Origin of the sequence: Nitrosopumilus sp. b2 (genome assembly GCF_014078535.1) — an archaeon.
GTDB lineage: Archaea > Thermoproteota > Nitrososphaeria > Nitrososphaerales > Nitrosopumilaceae > Nitrosopumilus > Nitrosopumilus piranensis.
In genome coordinates this window covers 84,059-105,744 of record NZ_MU078702.1, presented here as the reverse complement: position 1 = coordinate 105,744, position 21,686 = coordinate 84,059, and the positions used below count along the sequence as shown (strand labels likewise).

Genomic DNA, 21,686 nt, shown 5'->3' with positions numbered 1-21,686 from the left:
AGGTTTAAAAAGTCTTTTTCGAAGTTTTGGTGTTGTCACAGGTTTTTCATGATATTGAAAAAAAAATAATCATATCTCTAAAAGACAACCCTAAACAAACTCCTGAAAATCTTGAAAAATCTACAGGACTTTCATCAGATCAAATCCGACGTGGAATTGAATGGCTAAAACTAAAAGAACTGGCAAATGTTGATGAATCAAAATCAAGTATCATTAGATTGGGAAAAAACGGAAAGGAATCTCTTCAAAAGGGACTACCTGAAAGAAGATTGCTAGATCTTTTAAAAACAAAATCTAAACTATCTGATTTACAAAAAGAACTGGGTCCAGTGTTTGGACCTGCAATGGGACTAGCAAGAAAAAACAATTGGGTAGAGACAACATCAGATAATGTTTCTCTTAAGAGTCCGCCATCTGTTTTACCTGGAGAAAAAACTCTCAAACAAATCGGCGAGCAGAAATTAGATGTTAATCAACTAGACTCTGATGATTTATCAGGACTCTTGAGACGTCCTGACTTTGTTGTAGAAGAAATTCTAAAGACCAAGCAAATCTCTCTTACCGATTCTGCAAAATCACTTAATCTTGATAATTCTTCAGGCGGAATTGATGTTGAAGCTGCAGTACCTGCTACTAATGTTGCCAGAACTCATCCTCTAAAAAACACTATTGATGAAATTCGTGAAATTTTTGTCACTTTGGGTTTTTCAGAAATTTATGGAAACATGACACAGTCAAGCTTTTGGAACTTTGATGCGCTATTTACCCCTCAAGACCATCCTGCCAGAGAACTGCAAGACACTTTCTATCTTGATGGGGTTTCTGCAAAAAAGATTGCAACACCTGAGCAAATCAAAAAGGTTTCTGAATCTCACAAGAAAAATTGGCGATACCAGTGGGATATCAACGAAGCGCGAAAGATGGTTTTACGCACCCACACCACTTGTGTTACAATAAAACATCTTGCAGAAACAAAACCTGATGAGGCCCGAGTATTTTCATTGGGACGTGTCTTTAGAAATGAAAAAGTCAGCTACAAACATCTTGTAGAATTTAATCAAATTGAAGGAGTAGTTGTTGGCAAAGATGCCAACTTGAGAAATCTAATGGGAATTCAGCGAGAGTTTTACAAACGAATTGGAATTACAAAAATAAAGTTCTGGCCAACCTTCTTCCCATATACAGAGCCATCACTTCAAACTATGGTATACAATGAAAGATTGGGAAAATGGGTTGAGTTATTTGGAATGGGAATATTCAGACCTGAAGTTACAAAACCTCTTGGCATAACAAAACCTGTCTTGGCATGGGGCGGTGGCATTGAAAGAATTGCAATGCTAAAGTATGGTCTTGATGATGTAAGAGAATTTTACAATAACAATTTGAATTGGTTGAGGAGTGCAACAAAATGCCAGTAGTAGAATTATCTTATTCTAGTCTTCAAAAACTAATTGGCAAGGCATCAAAAAAACAGATTGCAGATTCATTGCCATTTTTAGGACTTGATATAGAGTCTGAAGACAAGGATCTAGTCCGAATTGAATACAGTCCAAACAGACCTGATTATTCCACTGACTTTGGAATTGCATTGGGAATGCAAGGACTGCTAGGAATCAAATCAGGTGCAATCAAACTCAAAATCAAAAAATCAAAACAATATGCCATTTCTGTAAAATCTGATGTTACCAAAGTAAGGCCATTTGTAACTGGAATCGTTGCAAAAAATGGAAAAATTGATGATAAAACCATCAAGCAACTCATGGCAATGCAAGAAGACCTGCATTTTGGAATTGGACGAAAAAGAAAAAAATCCTCAATTGGTATCCATGATTTAGATAAAATTCAGTTTCCTCTAGTCTATGCCACATCTGATAGAAAATACAAGTTTACTCCGCTAAACTCTACCAAAGAACTCTCCATTGATGAGATTCTCAAAACAACTGAGGTTGGAAAGGACTATGGAGATTTGCTTGCAAATTCTTCTAAGATGCCTTTGATACTTGATGCAAACAAGAAGACAATTTCTTTTCCTCCCATAGTTAATTCTGCAGTAACTACTGTAACTACAAAAACCAAAAATCTGTTTGTCGAGGTTACCGGAATAAACAAAGCTGATGCAGAAGACATGTTATCTGTGGTTGCAACAATTTTGCAAAGCGCTGGATTCTCTTTGGAGTCAGTTCAAATCTCTGGTGCAAAAAACTCTTCTCCAAAACTTGCTGAACGAAAGATGACAGTTGATCCATTATTAATTAATCAAACACTTGGACTGAATCTAAATAATTCAAAGATTGTATCGTCTCTAAAAAAATCAAGACTTGATGCTACGCTCAAAGGTAAAAATATTGTTTGCGTCATCCCTGCATATCGTTTTGATATTTTTGGCCCAATGGATTTAGTTGAAGAAGTTGCTTTAGGCTATGGAATACAGAATCTTGAGCCTACAATGTCTCCTTCTCAAACACTTGGACAAACAAATCCAATCTCACTGCAACTAAAATCTCTTAGTCAAACTATGATTGGACTAGGATATCTTGAGGCACTGAACTCTAGTTTGACTAGCAAAAGAGTTCTTTATGAAATGGCAAACCGTGAACCACAAACCATCATCTCTGTTCGTGACTCTAAAAGCCAAGAGCATACAATATTGCGTGATTCAATTTTGCCTGGATTATTAGAGAATCTATCAAAGAACATTCACGAGTCATATCCTCAGAAACTATTTGAAACTGGAACAGTATTTTCTTCAGGCAATCCTGTCTCTGAAGAAAGGTGTTTCTCTGGAATTAGTGCACATCAGGATGCAAACTTTACTGAAATCAAATCTGTTTTACAATCAGCATTAAAGACAGGATTTGATATAGAAATTAAAACCAAAACTACAGAACATCCTTCATTTGAAAAAGGTCATTGTGCCGATGTGGTAATTAACAATAAAACAATCGGTGTTATCGGTGAGATAAACTCCAAAATTATTGAAAATTACAAAATCCGCGTACCTGTAGTTGGTTTTGAGATATCATTATCTGAGTCTATTCTCAAATCTCTTTAGAAAAGACACTGCTAGTAATCCAATTCCTGTGACAAATAATCCAATTCCAATGCTAATTTCAATTTTCATTCTTTGATGAATGTCCTTTTTTTGTTGATCAAGCATATAGTATGATTCTGAATCCATACTCTCTAAGAGCTGAAGTTGTGGATAATCAAAAATTATGATCAACATCCCCAAAATCAAAACTATGATTCCTACAAAAAACAGTGTTTGATTTTTGATCTCCATCAATGGTTTTTAGTAGGATATGCTCTATAATTAATCGCCCAAGAGCAGGCACGCAGACGGATTAGGATGATGTCGATCGTAATGATACCAATGATTTCTAATTCACCCAGGCGTGCTACATTATGGGCAACCCCGGTTTCAGAACCCAAGGAGGTTTTGGCTAAAATACCAATGATCTTGTGCGAGTCAGAACCGGGGAACATTTTGTCTTTTCATAAACAATAAAGTATCCCTTGATGATACAAAATTTGAAAATGGTAAATTACTGGTTGGCAAAACAAGAACCAAGCGGACCTCGCGGTTATAATTTTGAGCAACTAAAAAAAGACAAGACAACTGTTTGGGATGGTGTCCATAACAACTTGGCATTAAAGCACATGAGGGAAATGAAATCCGGTGATCTTGTTTTGTTTTATCACACCGGTGATGAAAGACAAGCAGTTGGAATTATGCAAGTTACATCAAAACCATATTCGAATCCCAAAGAAGACGTTGAACGTTTTATTGTAGTTGATGTAAAATACAAAAAAGCACTAAAGCGTCCCGTTACACTTGATGAGATGAAGAAAAATAAAAAATTTAAAGACTGGGAACTGATTCGAATTTCTAGATTATCTGTCATGCCTGTTCCAAAGCCAATTTGGGATGAAATTTTAAAGATTTCTCAAAACTAAACGTAATCGGTTTATTGATATAGTCGAATTTTGTAATTATTTTATGGCAACAGCTTATGTGTTAATCAACTGTGAACTAGGTTCTGAAGAAGCAATTATTCAACAACTAAAGGGCTTAGAAGGTGTTAAGGAAGTTCACGGAACTTTTGGTGCATATGATATTTTGGCCAAGATCGAGTCTGATACTGTTGAAAAACTTAGAGAAACAATTACTTGGAAGATCAGAAAAATTGAAAAGATTCGCTCAACACTAACCCTAATGGGTATTGAAGGCCAAACATAAACACCCCTTTTTTCTTATTATGATTTTACATTTTATTTTTGTCGTAAAAGAAGAAGAGCTCAAAGAGAGACAATTTGAGTATGAATATGTCAAGAAACTGGCTCAATTCTTCAAAGTTTGGATTAAAGAAAAGTTTGGCAAAGACTATGAAATCAAATGTGATCAAATGATCACAAAGCCAACTAGCATTTTACAAAAACTAGACACACATACTCTATTGCGTGATCATGACCAAAGAGGCAAAGACATCTATCATTTCTATCTGACTCATTTCAGACCAATGTGGACTGATTGTACTTGTGAAGGATATCATGCAGAAAACTTTGGAATGGTATTTTGGGTAAAACCAAAAGAGCCAAACAATGAACTATACCTTGCAGAAAAAAACTGTACAACTGTATCTCATGAAATACTTCATGAGCAGCTGCGACAGATGGGTAGAAAAAAACATGCAAGAGAAGTACATGATATTTGGACAAAACATCTCTTTGAGCAATTAGAGTTTGAACAATATGATGAAAATTTTAAAAGAACAGATGGAAAGCCAATGTTTCTTACAATGGATACTAGAGAACTAAATTTGTAAAATTAACACTTTGTTACAGAGTAAATATTATTTTCAAAGTTTGCTGTTTTAAAATCTAATTTGTTTTCAGGATCATCATCTCTTGATTTGCTCAAGTTTTCTAATTCAACTAGTGCATCTCCTTTGAATCCTACTGAGGAGCCAAAAATTGCATCAGTTAGCATAGTTCCGTGGTCCCCACTCTTAATGTCATCTACTATATCGTAGAACTTTACTGCATCTTTTTTATTAACTGGATGTCCGGTTGCCTTGTTTTGTGCAACTGCAATGTACATTCCGTTGTTTTTTACTGCTACGGGAATTTTGTGATTCTTGCCAGTTTTACCAGGAATTGTTTCATTGACTAGAACTTCGCATTTGTGGTACATACTTGAGACATATGCATAGAATCTGTACTGTGCATATTTTCCTGCCTTGTCTTCTTCGCATCCTACAAAGACTTTGTGCAATAACTCTAATGCTTCATCATTCATGCTTTGTAGTCTGTCATCGATTCTTCCTCTTTCTAGCAAGTCTGACTTGCATTCTTTTGCAACAAGAACTAAAATGAAATCAGGTAAATTGTAATTTTTTAGAGCTGCAACAAATGCACCTGCTTGAGACATTCCAAATTTTGGAAAACCCTTATTGACCATTTTTACACCTCATCTTCAAAAACATGTGACTCCCCAACAATGAATTAAAAAGCTGCTTTTAGCTTATAATTGTTAAGAATTTACATGCCTGTGGCTTTGATTTTTGAATTTTTTTAATTGTAAATATTAAATTCGGGATGAATTCTCCGCATAATGTGAATATTGATTCTACTCCGGAACTTGTTTCAGGTGTTTATACAAAACTAAAAGAAAACATCGCAAAATTCCGAAACGTTACAGGACGACCACTAACACTTACTGAAAAAATCCTTTCTGGACATTTTAACCAAATTGATGATACAAATTTTACTGGTGGAAAAGATTACGTTTTTCTCAAACCCGACAGAGTTGCATTACAAGACGTAACAGGACAAATGGTAATGCTTCAATTTATGCAAGCAGAACTAAAACAAACAGCATTGCCAACTACTGTACACTGTGATCATCTGATTCGAGCTGAAGTTCAAGGCGATGTTGACATGAAAGTTTCACTTGATGAGAACAGCGAAGTCTTCAAATTTTTGCAATCAGCTTCTGCAAAATATGGATGTGGATTTTGGAAACCAGGTGCAGGTATCATTCATCAGGTAGTACTTGAGAATTATGCATTTCCTGGTGGATTAATGATTGGAACTGACTCTCATACTCCAAATGCTGGTGGTCTAGGAATGATTGCAATTGGTGTTGGTGGATTAGATGCAGCAGAAACAATGGCTGGGTTGCCTTGGGAATTACTATACCCAAAAAGAATTGGCGTTAAACTAACTGGTAAGCTAACCGGATGGACTGCTCCCAAAGATATCATTCTAAAGGTTGCAGAAGAGTTGACAGTATCTGGTGGAACCAATGCTATTGTTGAATACTTTGGTCCTGGAACAAAATCAATTAGCTGTACTGGCAAGGCCACAATCACTAACATGGGAGCAGAAATTGGTGCAACATGTTCAGTCTTCCCATACGATGAGAGAATGGAGACTTATCTAAAATATACAAACAGAAGTGGCATTGCAGAACTTGCAAATCAAAACAAGGAATCCTTAATAGCTGATCCTGAAGTAGAATCTGATCCTGAAAAATTCTTTGATAGAGTAATTGAGATTAATCTTTCAACACTAGAACCACACATTGTAGGACCCCACACTCCTGATTTAGCACGCTCCATCTCTGAGTTAGCCGATGATGTAAAATCAAATGATTATGTTGATCCAATTTCTGTTGCATTAATTGGTAGTTGTACAAATTCATCTTATGAAGACATGTCACGTGCTGCTAGTTTAGCAGAGCAAGCAAAACAAAAAGGAATCAAAGCAAAAATTCCGTTACTAGTTACTCCTGGTTCTGAACAAATCCGAGGAACAATAGAACGTGATGGACAGATGGATTCACTCAAAGACATTGGTGCAACAGTTTTGGCAAATGCATGTGGTCCTTGTATTGGTCAATGGAACAGACCTGAACTAGACAAAGATGAGCAAAACACTATCGTTACAACATTTAACAGAAATTTCCCTGGACGAAATGACGGACACCGCAGTACATTGAATTTCATTGGCAGTCCTGAAATGATTATTGCACTTTCTTTGGGCGGAAAACTCTCCTTTAATCCTCTTGTTGATGAACTAACTGCAGCTGATGGAACAAAGTTCAAGCTAGAGCCTCCAAAGCCTGCCCCTGAAGTTCCAGAAGAGGGATTCGTGAGACCTGAAGGAATCTTTGTTGCACCTCCAGAAAACACTGATGATGTTGAGGTAATCATTGATCCTAACAGCAAGAGACTGCAAAGACTAGAACCATTCTCACAATGGGATGGAAAAGACTTTGAAGAACTTCCAATCATGGTAAAGGCCAAAGGAAAATGTACAACTGATCATATCTCTCCTGCAGGTGCATGGCTATCCCTTCGAGGCCATTTGGATAATCTTAGTGATAATATGTTGCTTGGTGCAGTCAATGCATTTAATGACGAAGTAGGAAAAGGCAAGAATGTTTTGAATAATCAACTAGAATCATTTTCTCAAATCGCAAGACAATACAAAGAAAAACAGATGCGATGGGTAATCATTGGCGATAACAACTACGGTGAGGGAAGCAGCAGAGAACATGCAGCAATGACTCCACGTTATTTGGGATGCGCTGCAGTAATTACAAAAAGTCTTGCAAGAATTCATGAGACCAACTTGAAAAAGCAGGGATTGCTAGCATTGACATTTGATAACCCTGATGATTATGAAAAAATTCTAGAAGATGATAAAATCAGTCTAGTTGATTTGAATGGTTTGCAACCTGGCAAACAAGTCAAGTGTATCATTACACATAATGATGGTAACAAAGAAGAGATTATGCTGAATCACTCTTACAATCAAGCTCAGATTGAATGGTTCAAAGCTGGTTCTGCTCTTAATGTTTTGAGAAATAGATAGTGGTGGGCCCAGACGGATTTGAACCGACGACCGATGGTTTTGGAGACCATCGTCCTACCAGGCTAGACTACAGACCCACAAGAATCGACATATTCATCTTGAATTTTAACTTATTTTTAATCAAGATTTATTTGAGAATGATGAGAAACTGTATTTGTTCATAAATTATGGTGAAAAAATTTTACTTGGTATTGGGAGCAATTCCTGTCATTGTTGCATTACTAATTTCTGTTCCATTATTAACAAAAAATGAAATTCCAATTTCTGCTGCAAACTCTTTTGATAAGATTGACATTGAATACACAAAACATCAACTAAAGAAGATCAATTATGGAGTAACAGAACGTGTTGGTGCACAAAAGACCGAAATCCTAACAATCAAAAATGACGGGGAGATGAAGTATTCTGTAACTGAGCAAGGATATCTTCAGCCAGACATTCGCTCTACACTAGATGAAAAAAAATTAAACAAGATAAAGGCACTAATCAAAGAGACTGGGTTTATGCAAATCCCGTCTGAGTCTTTTCCAATTTTAGAGAATGCAACTGAATTTCAAAAGTCTAATGTAAAAATAACTTTGAATGGCAGGGCACAAGAAATCCATTGGCCAGAACAAAGTGCAACTGATGGTTTTATTCCTCCAATAATTACCATGGTTGAATCTGAACTTGACCGGATTATTAATGACATAAGTGAATAGGTACAAATACCGTCTAGGAAAAATTAGAGTATGCTTCCATTATCTGGAGAACGTAAAGATGCAAAGGGAATAATTTCTGAAAAATCAGAATCATCCGATGTTATCCGTGGCTCTTCTACTCTAAAGCGTGGCTTTGCACATATGCTAAAAAACGGAGTTGTAATGGATGTCACAACTGTGGAGCAAGCACAGATAGCCGAAGAGGCAGGCGCAGTCTCTGTAATGGTATTAGACAAACTTCCATCTGATGTTAGAAAAGCAGGTGGTGTTGCAAGAACTGCAAGTATTAGAATTATTGAAGATATTATGGATTCAGTTACAATTCCTGTTATGGCAAAATGTAGAATTGGTCATGTCAATGAAGCACTTGTCTTGCAAGAGACTGATGTTGATATGATTGATGAATCAGAAGTATTAACTCCAGCTGATGAGCTTCGTCACATTTGGAAATGGGATTTGACAACACCAGTTGTAAATGGTGCACGATCACTTGCAGAAGCTTTGAGAAGAGTCGAAGAAGGAGCTGCAATGATTAGAACTAAAGGAGAACCAGGGACTGGTAATGTTGCAGAAGCTATCACTCACATTAAAAAAGTAAATGATGAACTACGAGCAATAAAATCAATTTATGATTCAGGTGACAATCAAGATTTAGTCCGAATGTCAAGAGAGTTCAAAGTATCTTATGATATTGTAGAGCAGACTGCAAAACTTGGTAGATTACCTGTTGTGAATTTTGCAGCAGGTGGAATTGCAACACCAGCTGATGCAGCATATTTGATGTCACTTGGTTGTGATGGAATCTTTGTTGGTTCTGGAATTTTTAATGCAAATGATGCACCAGAACGTGCAAGAGCAATAGTTTTGGCTACAACTTTCTGGGATGAGACTGACAAGGTCAAAGAAGCACAAAAGATGATTGATGAGCGACAATCAATGTTAGGATTAGATGTTAAGACCCTAGAATTACGTATGCAAGACAGAGGCAGTTCAGCATGAGTGCCAAAATCGGAATTTTATCTGTCCAAGGTGATGTTGCTGAAAATGCATCTTCTTTGATAGCTTCTATTGCTGACCTCAATGAAGATGCAACTGTTCATGTTGTAAAAACCCCTGAGGAGATATCTCAAATGGATGGACTAGTCATTCCTGGTGGTGAAAGTACCACAATTGGACAAATGTCTCTAGTAAATGGTTCTCAAAAAATAATCAAACAAAAGGTAGAATCAGGAATGCCAGTTTTAGGAATTTGTGCTGGAATGATACTATTATCTAACAATGCAAGTGACAAGGTTGTAGGAAAGACTGAGCAACCGCTATTTGATTTTCTAGACATTGAGCTTGAAAGAAATTCTTTTGGAAGACAACGAGAATCATTTGAAGCTAACATCTCAATGGACTCTATTGGAATTTCAAACTTTAATGGTGTCTTTATTCGAGCACCTGCAATTTCTTCAGCTGGTGATGTTGAGGTACTTGCAAAGTTTAATGAGAAAATTGTTGCAATCAAAAAAGGAAATATCATTGGAACTTCTTTTCATCCAGAACTGACTGAGGATTTGGCAGTTCACAAGTATTTTGTAAATCTAGTTAAAGACTCTAAAAACTAATTCTTAATTCAAATCAACATTTTATCCTACAATCTCTCTTGCAATTCTTGCATGACAACTACATTTACAAAATCTGTAAAAATCACCATCATGCTCTGAATCACACAGATTGCAACCATTACCTGTAGCCATTTTTTTTCAGTACTCCATTTGAGATATTTTTATTTTTTGAAGATCTATCTTGATTCTATAAAGATAACATCCACCAAATCTCCATTGCTTCTTTTAGTTACAGTATCTCTGCTTGCATTGTGAAAGTTTTGCAGATGTGCTTTTCTTGTCTTAATTCCATACTCTCTGCATAATCTACAAAAATAGGTAACTTGTCTTTGGGATTTTGGTCTTGCATGATCTTCAAATTCTAAGATTGCAGTTTGCATGGAATCCCTCCATAATTATTCTATTTTAATATTGTCATAAATATGACAATATGTTATTTATGGATAATTTATGCAAAATCTTTATATTTTGTAACCTCTATTACATACACCGGTGATTAAAAGATGTTTGATGACCAATTCGAAAGAGCATTTCGAAGATTGTCTAGTCCTTTTTTTGCCATGGATGACGTCTTCGAATATACAAAACCAACCAATATCCAGACAGCTGGACCATACTATGGTTATGTAAAGACCATAGGAGAAGATGGAGTTCCTCATGTCACTGAGTGGGGAAATGCCAAACCAACTAGTACTCTTGCTGATTCCAAAGTAAGAGATCCATACGTTGATGTCTCAGTCAATGACAAAGAACGTACTTTGAAACTGGTATCAGAGATGCCAGGAATTGAAAAGTCTGATATCAAGTTGAATGTATCAGGAAAGTATGTTATGCTTTCAGCTGAGCATGGCGACAGAAAGTACGAAAAGAAAATACCTCTACCATCAAAAGTAGACGAAAACTCTGCAAAAGCCAAGTACACAAATGGGGTTTTAGAACTAACTCTATCCCTGGCAAAAGAGCAACCCCAAGGAAAGCTTATTGCAGTGGAGTAAATTGCGGAGGAGAAAAAAGATGAAAGTAAATTCGTCAATAGAGCAAATCAAAGGATTTGTCAAAACTTCGATGGAAAAAGTTTCCTCAGAATCTGAGGAGATTCTTTCCAAATGGAAGTTTGGCAGGAGAAACTTTCCTTGAGGTGAAACCAAAATGCAAAAGATGAGTACATGGAATAAGATGGTACATGCGCCATTCAAAAAAGTAGTTGCATTTGATCTTGCCTGCATGGCAATGGGTGTTCCCATTGGTGCAGGAATTGCAACTGCATTTCTGACTGGTGACATTTACAAAATAGCACATTGGGTGATCCAACATGCCGGACACATTATGTAGACAGTGTGGTGGAGAACTAGAGATGCATCTGCAATGTGAATATTGCAGACAAGCATTACAACTAGTTTGCACTAATTGCGCCCAACCAACTGAAGTCAGATTCCATAGTCAATGCATGTACGGTGAGGAGGTATTATGTCACACAGTCGCAGCTCTTGCATAAATCAAAGGACAAGCGATTCATCTATGTGGGGAGCCCCTTCCTCCCCACATATTACAACTTTTGTAGGCTTGTGTCACAAATGCTGGTCAAGTAACGTCAGAGTTGCCCTTACTGACTCCTGTGAGATATTGTGCAACAAGTGTTTTGGAGGAAACTCAAGATGTTAGAACAAATTCAAAAACCAATCACACTACTTGCACTAGCTGCAGTTCTATCCTTTGGAGCAATTGCAGCTATCTCCCCTTTTATTGAATTAGAGCAAATCAATATCCAAACCATTGCAGAAATTACGTATGACTCTCTAGTCAAAAAGCCATTTTATGAAGAATTCTCCATTCAGGTAGGAGGAATACCATGAACTGCAAACATTCTGTACTGTTGAGGAATTGGCAATCAGACAAATACCACTGCATGAAATGCGACACTAGATTTTCTGCAAAAGAAAAATACTGAAATCTATTCTAAATTATGCATTGACTGCAAATCTTTCTTAAATTCTGATAAACTTTCAGGAATCTCAACTGCAATAGAGTCCTTTAATGACAATTCCTTTGACTTTTTCTCATTCCAAACTTTGGAGTTAAACTGAACTACTTCTTCTGTGATTTTAGAATAGTCTTCTACATCTTCTGCTTCTACTTGTCTTTGTGTATGGATGCTATTCTCTGAGTATAATGTCTGCCAGAGATGCTCTGTGATAAATGGTGTAATTGGTGCTAGTAGTTTTAGAATTGTAGATAGTGTTTTGTGTAGGGTGTAAATTGCAGCATCTCTTTCTTCTTCTGAGAATCCTTCTCCGTAGGCTCGTTTTTTGACCATTTCAATGTAGTGAGCTGCAAAAAGATTCCAAGTAAATTCCCTAATTGCAATTGCTGGAACAAAAAAGTTGTACTCATCATATCCTTTCTTGCAATCTTTAACTAAATTATTTAGTTCAGATAAAATCCATTTATCGACTGTCGTTGGTTTTGCCTCTTTGACTATAGGAAAGCTAGACAAGAATCTTGAGACATTCCATAGCTTGCTTAGGAATTTCTTTGTTGATTCTATCTTTTGTTCATTGCATCTAAAGTCATATCCGTGATTAATCTCACTTGCACTCCAAAATCGGAATGTGTCAGCTCCAAACTTTTCAATTACTGGAAGTGGATCAATTGCGTTTCCTTTACTTTTACTCATCTTCATTCCTTTCTCATCTAGACCATAACCCATAACCCAAGCTTCAGTCCATGGTTTCTTACCCGTTAACATATCGCATCGCAAAAGTGTGTAATACAACCATGTCCTTACGATATCTTTTGCTTGAGGTCTAATTGATGTTGGATAAACTTTGGCAAAAAATTCCTTGTCTTTGTGATATTTTGATACAAACAATGGCGACACACTAGAGTCCATCCATGTATCAAATGTTCTATCCTCGCCAGTAAATTCAGCAACTCCACACTTACTGCATTTGTCTATTGGACACTTTTCTTTCCATGGTTGATAATATTTTCCTGGTTCTGGAACATGGGGTTCTGAACAACTAGCACAATACCAGATAGGAATCTCTGTTCCATAGTATCTTCTTCGAGATATTGGCCAGTCAATGGATATGGAATCAAGCCAATTCATCAAAATTTGTTTGTGCATAGAGGGGTAAAACGTGATTTCTGAGCCTAATTTTCGCATTTTCTCAATGGAGTCTTTTTGTTTGAGATAGTACTCCTCCATTGGAATAATCTCAATTGGAATCTTGCTTCTTTCTGAAATTGGTGTTCTGTGAGAAATCTCCTCAATCTTTTCTACAAAACCATTTGATTCTAAATCCTCGATAATTTTTTCTCTTGCTTGTTTTGGTTTTAGTCCTGCATATTTTCCTGCAACTTCAGTCATTCTTCCATCTAATCCAATTGCAACAATCTCTTCTAGCTTCATCTCTCTGAATAGTGCAACGTCGTTTTGATCACCATAGCTACAAACCATTACAGCTCCTGAACCAAAGTCTTGTTGTGCAGAGTGGTGAGTCTTGATTTCTACTTCTGCACCAGTAATTGGAACTATTACCTTACTTCCAACAAATGGAGTGTATCTTTTGTCTTCAGGATTTACTATAATGGTACGACATGCACAAAGCAGTTCTGGTCTTGTACTTGCAATGATTATTTCTTTGTCTGTATCTTTAATCTTGAATTTCATGTGGACTAGTTTTGTCTGCAAGTCTTGGTATGCAATTTCAGCATCAGCAATTGTAGTTCCTGAAACCCAATCATAGTTGTTAGGTCTTGTAGCTAGAACTATTTTTCCTTCTTTCCATAGTGTGATAAATGTAGATTGTGTTAATGCACGATACTCTTCTGAATCTGTTCTATAATGGTTCTTCAAATCACCACTAAGACCAAGATTTGTCATGATTAACACCATCTCCTCTTCCAAGTCATCAAGTGCTTCTCTGCATAAATTCAAGAATTCTCCACGTTCTGTTTCTCTCATTCTGATGTTGTGTTTTCTCTCAGTGTAGAACTCTACAGGTAATCCATTTCTATCAATACCAATTGGGAAATAGACATTTTTTCCATTCATACGTGCGGTTCTTGCAATCATGTCTATCTGGGAGTAATGAGCAGCAGCCCCAATGTGCCAAGGCCTGCCTGAAGGGTATGGCGGAGGTGTGTCTATGGTGTAATTATCATCAGTTGGAGTGAATTTGTAAATGTCAGAGTCCTGCCATTTCTTTAAGACCTGTGCTTCTAACTCTGGATTCCATGCTTTTTCTGTAATTTTTGGGTCCATTTTGTATTATCTTGAGATATTTGAGATGATGTGAGAGCCTTTGTTATATCCCTCATAGATGTAAACACCTACTGCTTCAACATTTGCTGGTATCTTTGGTGCTAGTAATTTGATAAGTTCACTTGAAAGATTTTCTACTGTTGCTTCACCTTCTAAAAGATAGGTTGTATTTTTTGGAACTTGCAATTCAAACATTCCTTTAGGACCCTCAAATGATATGACATAATGAGAGTCGTCTTCGGATTTTAGATATTTTCTGTTAATGAAGAATTTGTGATCAAATGCTGTTAAAACTTCTTTAACGATTCTTTTTGCAACACCAAAGTCTACAAGTAAATTGTCTTTCATCTGTCCAACTAACTCCACCATTACAGATGATGTATGTCCATGTAGTATGGAGCATTTCTCAACTAGTGGAAGTATGTGTGCATAATCAAATGCAAATGATCCATCATCTAAAAAGATAGAACCTGTTTGTGGTGTTTTATCATAAAATACAATGTCTTGTAATTCTTTTAATTGTGCAGCATATTTTCCGTGTCCGATTGCCATAATTTTTTGGTCAGGAAAGTCTTCTTTGATCTGTTTGTATTTTGCAATGTCATCTTCATTATCAATTACTTCGATTAGTCCCTTTGCAGTTTTAAAATCAATAACAACCTCTTTTCCATTTTTTAGTGTAACCTTGTGATTGTATTGGTATTCATCTTCAAGAAAATCTAGCATCTGGGCTACTGTTAACTCTGTTCGAGTCTTCATCAGGTTTCCTTTCTTATCGATATATCGAAAATCAGAATCTAATATTGTGGGACTTGTTGCCATGTAAAGTCATCTGCCCCAGAGTCATTATATAAATTCTGAAATATTTGCGCCTAGAATTCTCATCAAACCAGCGAATTTAGAATTCTGGCCAGATTGATATCATTTTTTGTAATGCCGCCAGCATCATGAGTCATCAAATCAATGACGAGTCTATTATACACATTAAACCACTCTGGATGGTGATTCATCTTTTCAATCTCCATTGCTGCTCTAGTCATAAACCCAAATGCTTGATTAAAACTCTCAAATTCAATTTCTCTGTGCAGTTTTTCATTTACCACACTCCATCCTGGTAGATTTTTCAATTCTTCTGTAATCTCTTCTTGTGATAGTCTCATCATTTACAGTATATTTTATCTAAATTAATAGTTAAAGAGTTTGATTCATTACCCTTTGTAGAATTATAGGGATAGAAATGGATGCCAAATACCAGGAGTTATTTGATAATATCAAAACTTCAATCACTCAAACTGTAACGCAAAACAAAATTGGAGTTGCATATTCCGGTGGCGTTGATAGTACTCTAATCTCAAAGATTTGCAAAGACATTAACTATGATGTTACCTTACTTACAATTGGATTCTCAGAATCTCATGATATTTTATTTGCAAAAGAAGTCAACGAAAAAATGAATTATCCTCATCATGTATTGGAGATTGATTCAGAAACATTTTCATTTATTTCATCTGGAATTCACGAAAAAATAAAAACTGACAATCTTTCATGGAATGAAAACTGTATTGCGTTTTACTATGTATCAAAGCTTGCAAACAGCTTGGGTATCAATACAGTAGTTACTGCAAACGGAATTGATGAGTTATTTTGTGGCTATAATGCGTATAGAGAGGCATTTTCAGGAGGAGAATCAAAGATTAATGAAGTAATGGATTCAAAAGTAGACAATGAACTAAAGATGATGAAGGCAGTAAATCTAATTGCATCAGAATTTGATGTAAAAATTTTACAGCCATTGTTATCTGAAGATTTTATTAATTATGCAAAGACTGTTCTAATTTCAGACAAGATTACAGATTCAGAAGACCTGTACAGAAAACACATCATTCGAAAACTAGCAAGTCACATTGGTGTTCCTGAAATTTCTTGTAACAAAAGAAAGAAAGCACTACAGTATGGCTCTAAAATTCACAAAACTCTGCTAAAGACTAGATGAACTAAAACCAAATCAATCTAATTTGGAGTTTAAAATTGTGTTTGCGATATCGCTTGATTTGTGTACTTTTTTTAATTTCACCTATAGAAATCCTAGTAAACTATGGCTATCTATGGTATCTAAGAAAAAAGCAACAACAAAAACAACAGCTAAAAAAGCTTCAAAAAAGAAATAATTCTTTATAATTTGAGGATTAGTAATCCTCTTTTTTCTTTCAACACAAAATTTTTTGAATATGTAAGACTAGATGAATTTTTTTACTGTTTTTTGAACAGATTTTTGTACATTACTAATAATTGCAGGTGATGCACCAAGATGTTTTTCTGGTGAAAATATTGCATCAATCTCCTTTTCAGTTAACTTTGAAGAAAATGCTTTGTCATTTTTGATTGCATCTTTGTAGAACATTCCCTTGTCATTTGCCTCAAATGCGACTCTTTGCACGTCTCTGTATGCTACAAATCTTGGAACACCTTTTTTGATTAGTGCCTCTAGTACAAATTCTGCAAATATCTGTCCCTTTGTGATGTAGAGATTATCTACAATTCTCTTTTCATTTACCATTAGATTAGAAACAATTCTAGTCATAGTTTCTAGCATTTCATCTATTAGTATGGATACTGTAGGAATAACAAATCTCTCGTTAGCTGAATTTGAAAGATCACGCTCATGCCATAGTGGAATGTTCTCAAATGATACTCCAACTTGACTTCTAACTAGCTTTGATAATGATGATACGCGCTCACTTTTGATTGGATTTCTCTTTACTGGAACTGCACTGCTTCCCATCTGTCCTTTCTTGAATTGTTCTGCAACTTCTCCAATCTCAGTTCTCTGAAGGTTTCTAATCTCTATTGCAATCTTTTCTAAAGTAGCTCCAATCAAAGCCAATTCAAAGACGTATTCTGCGTATCGTTCCCTTGGAACTATTTGTGTTGTAACTTCTGCTGGAAATAATTTTAATCGTTTGGCAGCTCTTCTTTGCACTTCAAGTGACTTTGCACCCATTAGTGAACCTGTTCCAACTACTCCTAATGTTTTACAAATCAAAATTCTTTTCTTAATCTCTTCAATTCTCTCTACATGTTTTGCCATCTCTGCTGCCCAATTTGCAAATTTCAAACCAAATGAAATGATACTTGCATGTTGTCCGTGTGTTCTACCAACTGCTGGAATCTTTGAATATTTTGCAGCTTTTTTTGCCAAGATTGATGCCATTTTTGCAACTTTGAGTTCAATGATTTGCAGTGCATCACGCATTTGCATTGAATTGCTTGTATCAACCAAGTCATTACTAGTTAATCCATAGTGAATCCATGGTCTTGCATCTTTGCTACACTTTTCACTTAGTGATTCTACTAGTGCTGCAGTGTCGTGATCACTTTTGGCTTCTAATTGTTTGATTCTTTTTGCAGTAATCTTACCTGAATTAGCAGCTTTGAAAATTTTTCTACCAACTACTTTTGGAATCATTCCAATTTCACTTTGAGAAATTGCAGCTGCACCTTCAATTTCCAATTGATAATTAACTTTGTTTTGCTCACTAAAAATCTCCATCATCTCTTTAGTACCATAACGACCACTATCAATGGGTAGAATTGCCAATACTTTGACCTGAACTTGTTAGAAAATAAATCTACTTCTCGGATATTTTACGCATTATTTGAGGCTAAATTTTGAGATTATGCAATCTTTAAAACTCATTTTAACATAAACTATTGGGCATAGGAGATGAAACATAATTCATGATATTTTGTATAATGCAAGATCTATAGTTTTTCTAGGGTTTTTTCTGTTTGGTTTATTTTTTATTTTTGATTATGCTTATGGCATTTCAGTTAATTTTGACATTGAAGTCTCTCTAGATAAAGATCAGTATGAAATTGGTGAACAAATAATTGTACAAGTTGTTGATACAAACAAAAACATTTCTTCAAGCACAAAAGATTCTGTAACTGTAGAAATTCTAACAAGAGTTTCACCATATACTGTGCCAGTCACCATAGATACTGTCCAACTTTTAGAGACTGGTGTTAATTCGGGAATTTTTACTGGAACCTCTAGACCTATTTCTGATCAAGACATTACACATTCATCAGGTGTTGCAAACAAGTACATCAGTGCAAGTTATACCCCTGTATATCGTGGCCAAATTTACAGTTCTGCATATGCTGATTTGATCACACCTCCGCCTTTAGACTCTACATCAAAATATGTTTCAAGTGATAATCCTACTGATTGTCCTAAATCATTTGGAGATTATTATTTGAATTATCAAAATAAAATAACAGGCTTAATTGATTGCTATTATGTAAATAATATTTCTGGTTCTGAAAAAACATATGATGCTTCTTTAGAAGTTTTTTCCGTATCTAAAGGGTATCCAATAGGTGGCACATCTGGTAATTTAGAATGTACAGGAAAACAAGGTATTGATTTTATTTCAAGCTCTTCTTACTATCTTATTGTATATTGGAATGCTGAGTGGATTCCTGAAGTTTCAGATGCAGCTAAACAATATTTTAATCAACTAGAATCATCAAATATTCTTGAACCCTGTACTTCACAAATTCAAGAATCTGAACCAATACCTAAACTAATACCTGCACCAGAACCAATACCTGAACCAACGCCTCAACCAGAACCTGTCCCGGAACCTGAATTAGAAGAATGTCTTGATTATGAACTCATCATAAGAAAGAAAATAGAGACTATTGCCCCAGGTGATACCGCATCGTTTCCAATTTTCGTGGGACACATAAATCCCACATGTGATGTATTCCAAAAGTATGTTACAGTTGCACTGAGTCTTACTGCTGACTCACAAAAACTTCGTCAAGACGGTGATTGGGGATTTCCAACAATTAACAAATCTATCACTAACATTGTACCATTTGATACCACTCTAAATGTTTACACATTACCTACAATTCCAAAAGGACAATACTCTCTTCTAGTAACTGCAGAAGACCGAGATGGAAATCAAAAGACAGTCAGTGTTGATGTGATTGTAGAAAAACCAAAGTCTGATTTAGGACAAAAAAGTGGCGTTGCTACCAGTCTTCAAGGTGAAGTAACTGTAAAACGTACTTCAGGAGATGTTGAATATTTGAAACCAAATTCAATACTTTATGCTGGGGATAGAATCTTCACTCTTAGTAGTGGACATGTTGAAATCACATTTCAATCTGGTCACAAAGTTACTCTTGGTCCCAATTCTGAATTCCGATTATATGATATAAGCAAAGAAACCTCAAAATTTCAATTATTGAAAGGTAAAGTACATGCATTTTTTGAAAACGGATGTATATTTTGCATAATTGAAACTTCCAAGGCAAATATTGCAGTGCGAGGTACTGAATTCCTTGTTACTCACGTAGGAGATGTCACTGCAGTTGAAATAATTGAAGGAACTGTAGATATAACAAATCTTGTTAATAGAAATACAAAAATTCTAAGCGCTGGTGATGTTGCATCTGTAGATAATTTTGGAATTCATATTGAATCATTGATGGATGATAAAGAGACTCAAAAAGAATATCCAGGTGAAGGATATGTTGGATTTGATGGACCTGATGGAACATATGATGGACCTGGGGATGTCAGAACTTTTGATGATGGGTATGAAGATGAATACGATTATGATTTTTATGACTATGAAGACCCCCCAAATCTAGAATATGTCCTACATGATCTTTCCAATTACAATGTGGCAATAGAGATTCCAGATCACTGGGAAACTTGGGCATCAATTGACAAATCTGAGTTTCCTCATAGAACTTTCTTCTCATTTTGGTATAATTCATGGATGAATTGGCTAGCACTTGGAATACACCATGATATAGGACAACAAATTGATTTGCAAAACTATGACCAAGTAACTGACTTTATTGAAGATTATGAAAGAAAGTGGTGCATAGATTCCCAAACAACTCCCATCTATCTTGATGATCCGGGTGAAGAAGGATGGATGACTTGTCTTGACATCTCAAATTTTATCTTCAAAAAAATTACTGTAAATGGAGTTGATGCAATACAAGTGTCCTATGAAATCTCTGAGAAATTTAGATTTGATGACGAAGATGAGGTAGAGTTTGAAAAATGGAAACGTTGGTTGAATCTAATTCCATATGATGATGATATGATTTTGATTGGTGGTGAAACAATTAGACAAAACGTTAGAGCCCAAGAACCAATTATTCTTGATTCAATCAATTCATTTCAAATTTTAGATGATAGCAAACCTGTATTCTTAGAAACGCTATCCAGACAAAATACAATAACTCCAAGACCTCTATCCCCTATTGAAACACTTCCTCTTGTAGAATCTGATATTATAGATACAGAACCTTCAGAGCCTACACATGATTCTGATTCAATTAGTATAATACTTGAACAAAATGAAATGCAGTTGCAGTGGTTTGAACCAATCCAGCTAAAAGTTTCTGGCCAAATAGAAGATTATTCTCGTGGTGCAAGAATTCTATTTACTGTCACAGATCCTAATGGACAGACTGTTGAACAAAAAATTGTAGGAACCAAAGATGGTAATTATGAAAATATTCTCTGGTTTGACAAGAGAACAATTCACGGTGAATATGAAATCAAAATAGAATACCAAGGAAAAGAAACAGAAACAATGTCATTTAATTTACTTCCACCATACAAACAAAAATCTACAGAATTGTTACAAGAAAAAAATCTTTCACGAAAACAAGTCCCTGAATGGATTAAAAATAACGTACAGTGGTGGGCAGATGGTGCAATTGGAGATGATTCTTTCAAACAAGGAATCTCATTTATGATTAAAGAAGACATTATTGCAATTGATGATTTACCTGAATCATCTGACACATCTGAGGATACAATTCCGTATTGGGTAAAAAATAATGCAAAGTGGTGGGCTGAAGGACAAATTGATGAAACTGAATTTGTTAATGGTCTCAAATACATGGTAGAAAAGGGGTTAATTGGAGTAAATTAATTCCAATTACTAATATCGTGATTTGTTTATTGTAGCAATTTTTCTTTGAGATCTAGGCTCCTTTGTTTTAGCTTTTGATTTGTTCACTTTGCCTTCTTTTTTCATACTTTTTCCACTTCTTCTTGCTGCTCGTGATGCTTTTGCTCTAGTTTTTTGCTCTTCTTTTTGTTTTTCTATTTCTTCTTTAGTTAATTTTGCTCTTGCCATACTTACTAAGAGTAATCTATCATAGATAAATTCTATCATTACT

At 35.6% G+C, this 21,686-nt stretch carries 24 protein-coding genes and 1 tRNA gene; 16 read left to right on the top strand and 9 right to left on the bottom strand.

The annotated features are described in order from the left end of the window. Window positions 1-32 precede the first annotated feature (32 nt). Both C6989_RS00685 and pheT read left to right on the top strand, forming a co-directional pair. Entirely contained in the window at window positions 33-1,418 is a 1,386-nt protein-coding gene (locus C6989_RS00685) for a phenylalanine--tRNA ligase subunit alpha (RefSeq protein WP_182126074.1), read from the top strand. Then, window positions 1,409-3,052, top strand: a complete 1,644-nt coding sequence (gene pheT, locus C6989_RS00680) for a phenylalanine--tRNA ligase subunit beta (RefSeq protein ID WP_182126073.1) — start codon at window positions 1,409-1,411, stop codon at window positions 3,050-3,052. Before C6989_RS00685 ends, pheT begins: the two co-directional genes overlap by 10 nt. Here pheT and C6989_RS00675 read toward each other — a convergent pair. Beyond that, on the bottom strand, window positions 3,023-3,283 hold the full coding sequence (locus C6989_RS00675) for a hypothetical protein (protein ID WP_182126072.1): 261 nt from the start codon (window positions 3,281-3,283) through the stop codon (window positions 3,023-3,025). The genes pheT and C6989_RS00675 overlap by 30 nt on opposite strands. A 254-nt stretch (window positions 3,284-3,537) precedes the next feature. On the opposite strand from C6989_RS00675, the gene C6989_RS00670 reads away from it, so the two are divergent. The 3 genes from C6989_RS00670 to C6989_RS00660 are packed head-to-tail and all read left to right on the top strand — an operon-like array spanning window position 3,538 to window position 4,826. Next, a complete protein-coding gene (locus tag C6989_RS00670; RefSeq protein ID WP_148704026.1) occupies window positions 3,538-3,957 on the top strand; it encodes an EVE domain-containing protein in 420 nt (139 codons plus the stop codon). 43 nt (window positions 3,958-4,000) lie between these two features. Then, entirely contained in the window at window positions 4,001-4,240 is a 240-nt protein-coding gene (locus C6989_RS00665; RefSeq protein WP_014963852.1) for an Lrp/AsnC ligand binding domain-containing protein, read from the top strand. Between the two features lie 19 nt (window positions 4,241-4,259). Continuing rightward, window positions 4,260-4,826: a hypothetical protein gene (locus tag C6989_RS00660; protein WP_182126071.1), complete on the top strand. Its 567-nt coding sequence runs from the start codon at window positions 4,260-4,262 to the stop codon at window positions 4,824-4,826. 2 nt (window positions 4,827-4,828) lie between these two features. Here the strand turns inward: C6989_RS00660 and C6989_RS00655 are convergent, their stop codons facing one another. Next, window positions 4,829-5,461: a hypothetical protein gene (locus C6989_RS00655; RefSeq protein ID WP_148704024.1), complete on the bottom strand. Its 633-nt coding sequence runs from the start codon at window positions 5,459-5,461 to the stop codon at window positions 4,829-4,831. 137 nt (window positions 5,462-5,598) lie between these two features. Between C6989_RS00655 and C6989_RS00650 the strand changes: the two genes are divergently transcribed. Continuing rightward, entirely contained in the window at window positions 5,599-7,881 is a 2,283-nt protein-coding gene (locus C6989_RS00650) for an aconitate hydratase (RefSeq protein WP_148704023.1), read from the top strand. On the opposite strand, the gene C6989_RS00645 is transcribed toward C6989_RS00650, so the two are convergent. Beyond that, window positions 7,882-7,958 (bottom strand) — tRNA-Trp (locus tag C6989_RS00645). It lies immediately after the preceding gene. 90 nt (window positions 7,959-8,048) lie between these two features. On the opposite strand from C6989_RS00645, the gene C6989_RS00640 reads away from it, so the two are divergent. The 3 genes from C6989_RS00640 to pdxT are packed head-to-tail and all read left to right on the top strand — an operon-like array spanning window position 8,049 to window position 10,192. Next, a complete protein-coding gene (locus tag C6989_RS00640; protein ID WP_148704022.1) occupies window positions 8,049-8,582 on the top strand; it encodes a hypothetical protein in 534 nt (177 codons plus the stop codon). Window positions 8,583-8,612: 30 nt separating this feature from the next. Further along, the gene (gene pdxS / locus C6989_RS00635) at window positions 8,613-9,581 is read left to right on the top strand and encodes a pyridoxal 5'-phosphate synthase lyase subunit PdxS (protein WP_182126070.1); all 969 of its coding nucleotides are present in this window, start codon (window positions 8,613-8,615) and stop codon (window positions 9,579-9,581) included. Further along, window positions 9,578-10,192: a pyridoxal 5'-phosphate synthase glutaminase subunit PdxT gene (gene pdxT, locus C6989_RS00630; protein WP_148704020.1), complete on the top strand. Its 615-nt coding sequence runs from the start codon at window positions 9,578-9,580 to the stop codon at window positions 10,190-10,192. Before pdxS ends, pdxT begins: the two co-directional genes overlap by 4 nt. A 176-nt stretch (window positions 10,193-10,368) precedes the next feature. Here the strand turns inward: pdxT and C6989_RS00625 are convergent, their stop codons facing one another. Next, window positions 10,369-10,572 (bottom strand): hypothetical protein, encoded by a 204-nt coding sequence (locus C6989_RS00625; RefSeq protein WP_148704019.1) that lies wholly within the window; start codon window positions 10,570-10,572, stop codon window positions 10,369-10,371. A 123-nt stretch (window positions 10,573-10,695) separates the two neighbouring features. Between C6989_RS00625 and hsp20 the strand changes: the two genes are divergently transcribed. The 5 genes from hsp20 (at window position 10,696) to C6989_RS00605 (ending at window position 12,045) form a co-directional block, all read left to right on the top strand. Continuing rightward, window positions 10,696-11,187, top strand: coding sequence for an archaeal heat shock protein Hsp20 (gene hsp20, locus C6989_RS00620; protein WP_182126069.1), 492 nt, complete (start codon window positions 10,696-10,698; stop codon window positions 11,185-11,187). Window positions 11,188-11,206: 19 nt separating this feature from the next. Then, window positions 11,207-11,329 (top strand): hypothetical protein, encoded by a 123-nt coding sequence (locus C6989_RS10140; protein WP_255464608.1) that lies wholly within the window; start codon window positions 11,207-11,209, stop codon window positions 11,327-11,329. A gap of 12 nt (window positions 11,330-11,341) precedes the next feature. Continuing rightward, a complete protein-coding gene (locus tag C6989_RS00615) occupies window positions 11,342-11,524 on the top strand; it encodes a hypothetical protein (protein WP_148704017.1) in 183 nt (60 codons plus the stop codon). Continuing rightward, window positions 11,505-11,687 (top strand): hypothetical protein, encoded by a 183-nt coding sequence (locus C6989_RS00610; protein ID WP_182126068.1) that lies wholly within the window; start codon window positions 11,505-11,507, stop codon window positions 11,685-11,687. The genes C6989_RS00615 and C6989_RS00610 overlap by 20 nt, the downstream gene beginning before the upstream one ends. Window positions 11,688-11,847: 160 nt before the next feature. Then, complete coding sequence (locus tag C6989_RS00605) at window positions 11,848-12,045, top strand: hypothetical protein (protein WP_182126067.1); 198 nt, start codon at window positions 11,848-11,850, stop codon at window positions 12,043-12,045. A 98-nt stretch (window positions 12,046-12,143) separates the two neighbouring features. Here the strand turns inward: C6989_RS00605 and C6989_RS00600 are convergent, their stop codons facing one another. The 3 genes from C6989_RS00600 to C6989_RS00590 form a co-directional block, all read right to left on the bottom strand. After that, complete coding sequence (locus C6989_RS00600; protein ID WP_182126066.1) at window positions 12,144-14,459, bottom strand: valine--tRNA ligase; 2,316 nt, start codon at window positions 14,457-14,459, stop codon at window positions 12,144-12,146. Between the two features lie 6 nt (window positions 14,460-14,465). Further along, complete coding sequence (locus C6989_RS00595; RefSeq protein ID WP_182126065.1) at window positions 14,466-15,281, bottom strand: 6-pyruvoyl trahydropterin synthase family protein; 816 nt, start codon at window positions 15,279-15,281, stop codon at window positions 14,466-14,468. Between the two features lie 62 nt (window positions 15,282-15,343). Continuing rightward, window positions 15,344-15,622, bottom strand: coding sequence for a 4a-hydroxytetrahydrobiopterin dehydratase (locus C6989_RS00590; RefSeq protein ID WP_182126064.1), 279 nt, complete (start codon window positions 15,620-15,622; stop codon window positions 15,344-15,346). A gap of 74 nt (window positions 15,623-15,696) precedes the next feature. Here C6989_RS00590 and C6989_RS00585 point away from each other — a divergent pair, with 74 nt between their 5' ends. Beyond that, window positions 15,697-16,452 carry an asparagine synthase C-terminal domain-containing protein gene (locus C6989_RS00585; RefSeq protein ID WP_182126063.1) on the top strand — a complete coding sequence of 252 codons (756 nt, stop codon included), beginning with the start codon at window positions 15,697-15,699 and terminating at the stop codon, window positions 16,450-16,452. A gap of 243 nt (window positions 16,453-16,695) precedes the next feature. Here C6989_RS00585 and purB read toward each other — a convergent pair whose 3' ends face one another. Beyond that, the gene (gene purB / locus C6989_RS00580; protein WP_182126062.1) at window positions 16,696-18,057 is read right to left on the bottom strand and encodes an adenylosuccinate lyase; all 1,362 of its coding nucleotides are present in this window, start codon (window positions 18,055-18,057) and stop codon (window positions 16,696-16,698) included. A 148-nt stretch (window positions 18,058-18,205) separates the two neighbouring features. Between purB and C6989_RS00575 the strand changes: the two genes are divergently transcribed. Next, window positions 18,206-21,436, top strand: coding sequence for a FecR family protein (locus C6989_RS00575; RefSeq protein WP_182126061.1), 3,231 nt, complete (start codon window positions 18,206-18,208; stop codon window positions 21,434-21,436). A 9-nt stretch (window positions 21,437-21,445) separates the two neighbouring features. Here the strand turns inward: C6989_RS00575 and C6989_RS00570 are convergent, their stop codons facing one another. After that, window positions 21,446-21,682 carry a hypothetical protein gene (locus tag C6989_RS00570; RefSeq protein WP_255464607.1) on the bottom strand — a complete coding sequence of 79 codons (237 nt, stop codon included), beginning with the start codon at window positions 21,680-21,682 and terminating at the stop codon, window positions 21,446-21,448. Window positions 21,683-21,686 lie beyond the last annotated feature (4 nt).

Excerpts from the sequence above, each read along its gene's own strand:
- pheT (WP_182126073.1), top strand. The coding sequence starts at position 1,409 with ATGCCAGTAGTAGAATTATCTTATTCTAGTCTTCAAAAACTAATTGGC.
- C6989_RS00675 (WP_182126072.1), bottom strand. The coding sequence starts at position 3,283 with ATGGAGATCAAAAATCAAACACTGTTTTTTGTAGGAATCATAGTTTTG.
- C6989_RS00670 (WP_148704026.1), top strand. The coding sequence starts at position 3,538 with ATGGTAAATTACTGGTTGGCAAAACAAGAACCAAGCGGACCTCGCGGT.
- C6989_RS00665 (WP_014963852.1), top strand. The coding sequence starts at position 4,001 with ATGGCAACAGCTTATGTGTTAATCAACTGTGAACTAGGTTCTGAAGAA.
- C6989_RS00660 (WP_182126071.1), top strand. The coding sequence starts at position 4,260 with ATGATTTTACATTTTATTTTTGTCGTAAAAGAAGAAGAGCTCAAAGAG.
- C6989_RS00655 (WP_148704024.1), bottom strand. The coding sequence starts at position 5,461 with ATGGTCAATAAGGGTTTTCCAAAATTTGGAATGTCTCAAGCAGGTGCA.
- C6989_RS00650 (WP_148704023.1), top strand. The coding sequence starts at position 5,599 with ATGAATTCTCCGCATAATGTGAATATTGATTCTACTCCGGAACTTGTT.
- C6989_RS00640 (WP_148704022.1), top strand. The coding sequence starts at position 8,049 with ATGGTGAAAAAATTTTACTTGGTATTGGGAGCAATTCCTGTCATTGTT.
- pdxS (WP_182126070.1), top strand. The coding sequence starts at position 8,613 with ATGCTTCCATTATCTGGAGAACGTAAAGATGCAAAGGGAATAATTTCT.
- pdxT (WP_148704020.1), top strand. The coding sequence starts at position 9,578 with ATGAGTGCCAAAATCGGAATTTTATCTGTCCAAGGTGATGTTGCTGAA.
- C6989_RS00625 (WP_148704019.1), bottom strand. The coding sequence starts at position 10,572 with ATGCAAACTGCAATCTTAGAATTTGAAGATCATGCAAGACCAAAATCC.
- hsp20 (WP_182126069.1), top strand. The coding sequence starts at position 10,696 with ATGTTTGATGACCAATTCGAAAGAGCATTTCGAAGATTGTCTAGTCCT.
- C6989_RS10140 (WP_255464608.1), top strand. The coding sequence starts at position 11,207 with ATGAAAGTAAATTCGTCAATAGAGCAAATCAAAGGATTTGTCAAAACT.
- C6989_RS00615 (WP_148704017.1), top strand. The coding sequence starts at position 11,342 with ATGCAAAAGATGAGTACATGGAATAAGATGGTACATGCGCCATTCAAA.
- C6989_RS00610 (WP_182126068.1), top strand. The coding sequence starts at position 11,505 with ATGCCGGACACATTATGTAGACAGTGTGGTGGAGAACTAGAGATGCAT.
- C6989_RS00605 (WP_182126067.1), top strand. The coding sequence starts at position 11,848 with ATGTTAGAACAAATTCAAAAACCAATCACACTACTTGCACTAGCTGCA.
- C6989_RS00600 (WP_182126066.1), bottom strand. The coding sequence starts at position 14,459 with ATGGACCCAAAAATTACAGAAAAAGCATGGAATCCAGAGTTAGAAGCA.
- C6989_RS00595 (WP_182126065.1), bottom strand. The coding sequence starts at position 15,281 with ATGGCAACAAGTCCCACAATATTAGATTCTGATTTTCGATATATCGAT.
- C6989_RS00590 (WP_182126064.1), bottom strand. The coding sequence starts at position 15,622 with ATGATGAGACTATCACAAGAAGAGATTACAGAAGAATTGAAAAATCTA.
- C6989_RS00585 (WP_182126063.1), top strand. The coding sequence starts at position 15,697 with ATGGATGCCAAATACCAGGAGTTATTTGATAATATCAAAACTTCAATC.
- C6989_RS00570 (WP_255464607.1), bottom strand. The coding sequence starts at position 21,682 with ATGATAGAATTTATCTATGATAGATTACTCTTAGTAAGTATGGCAAGA.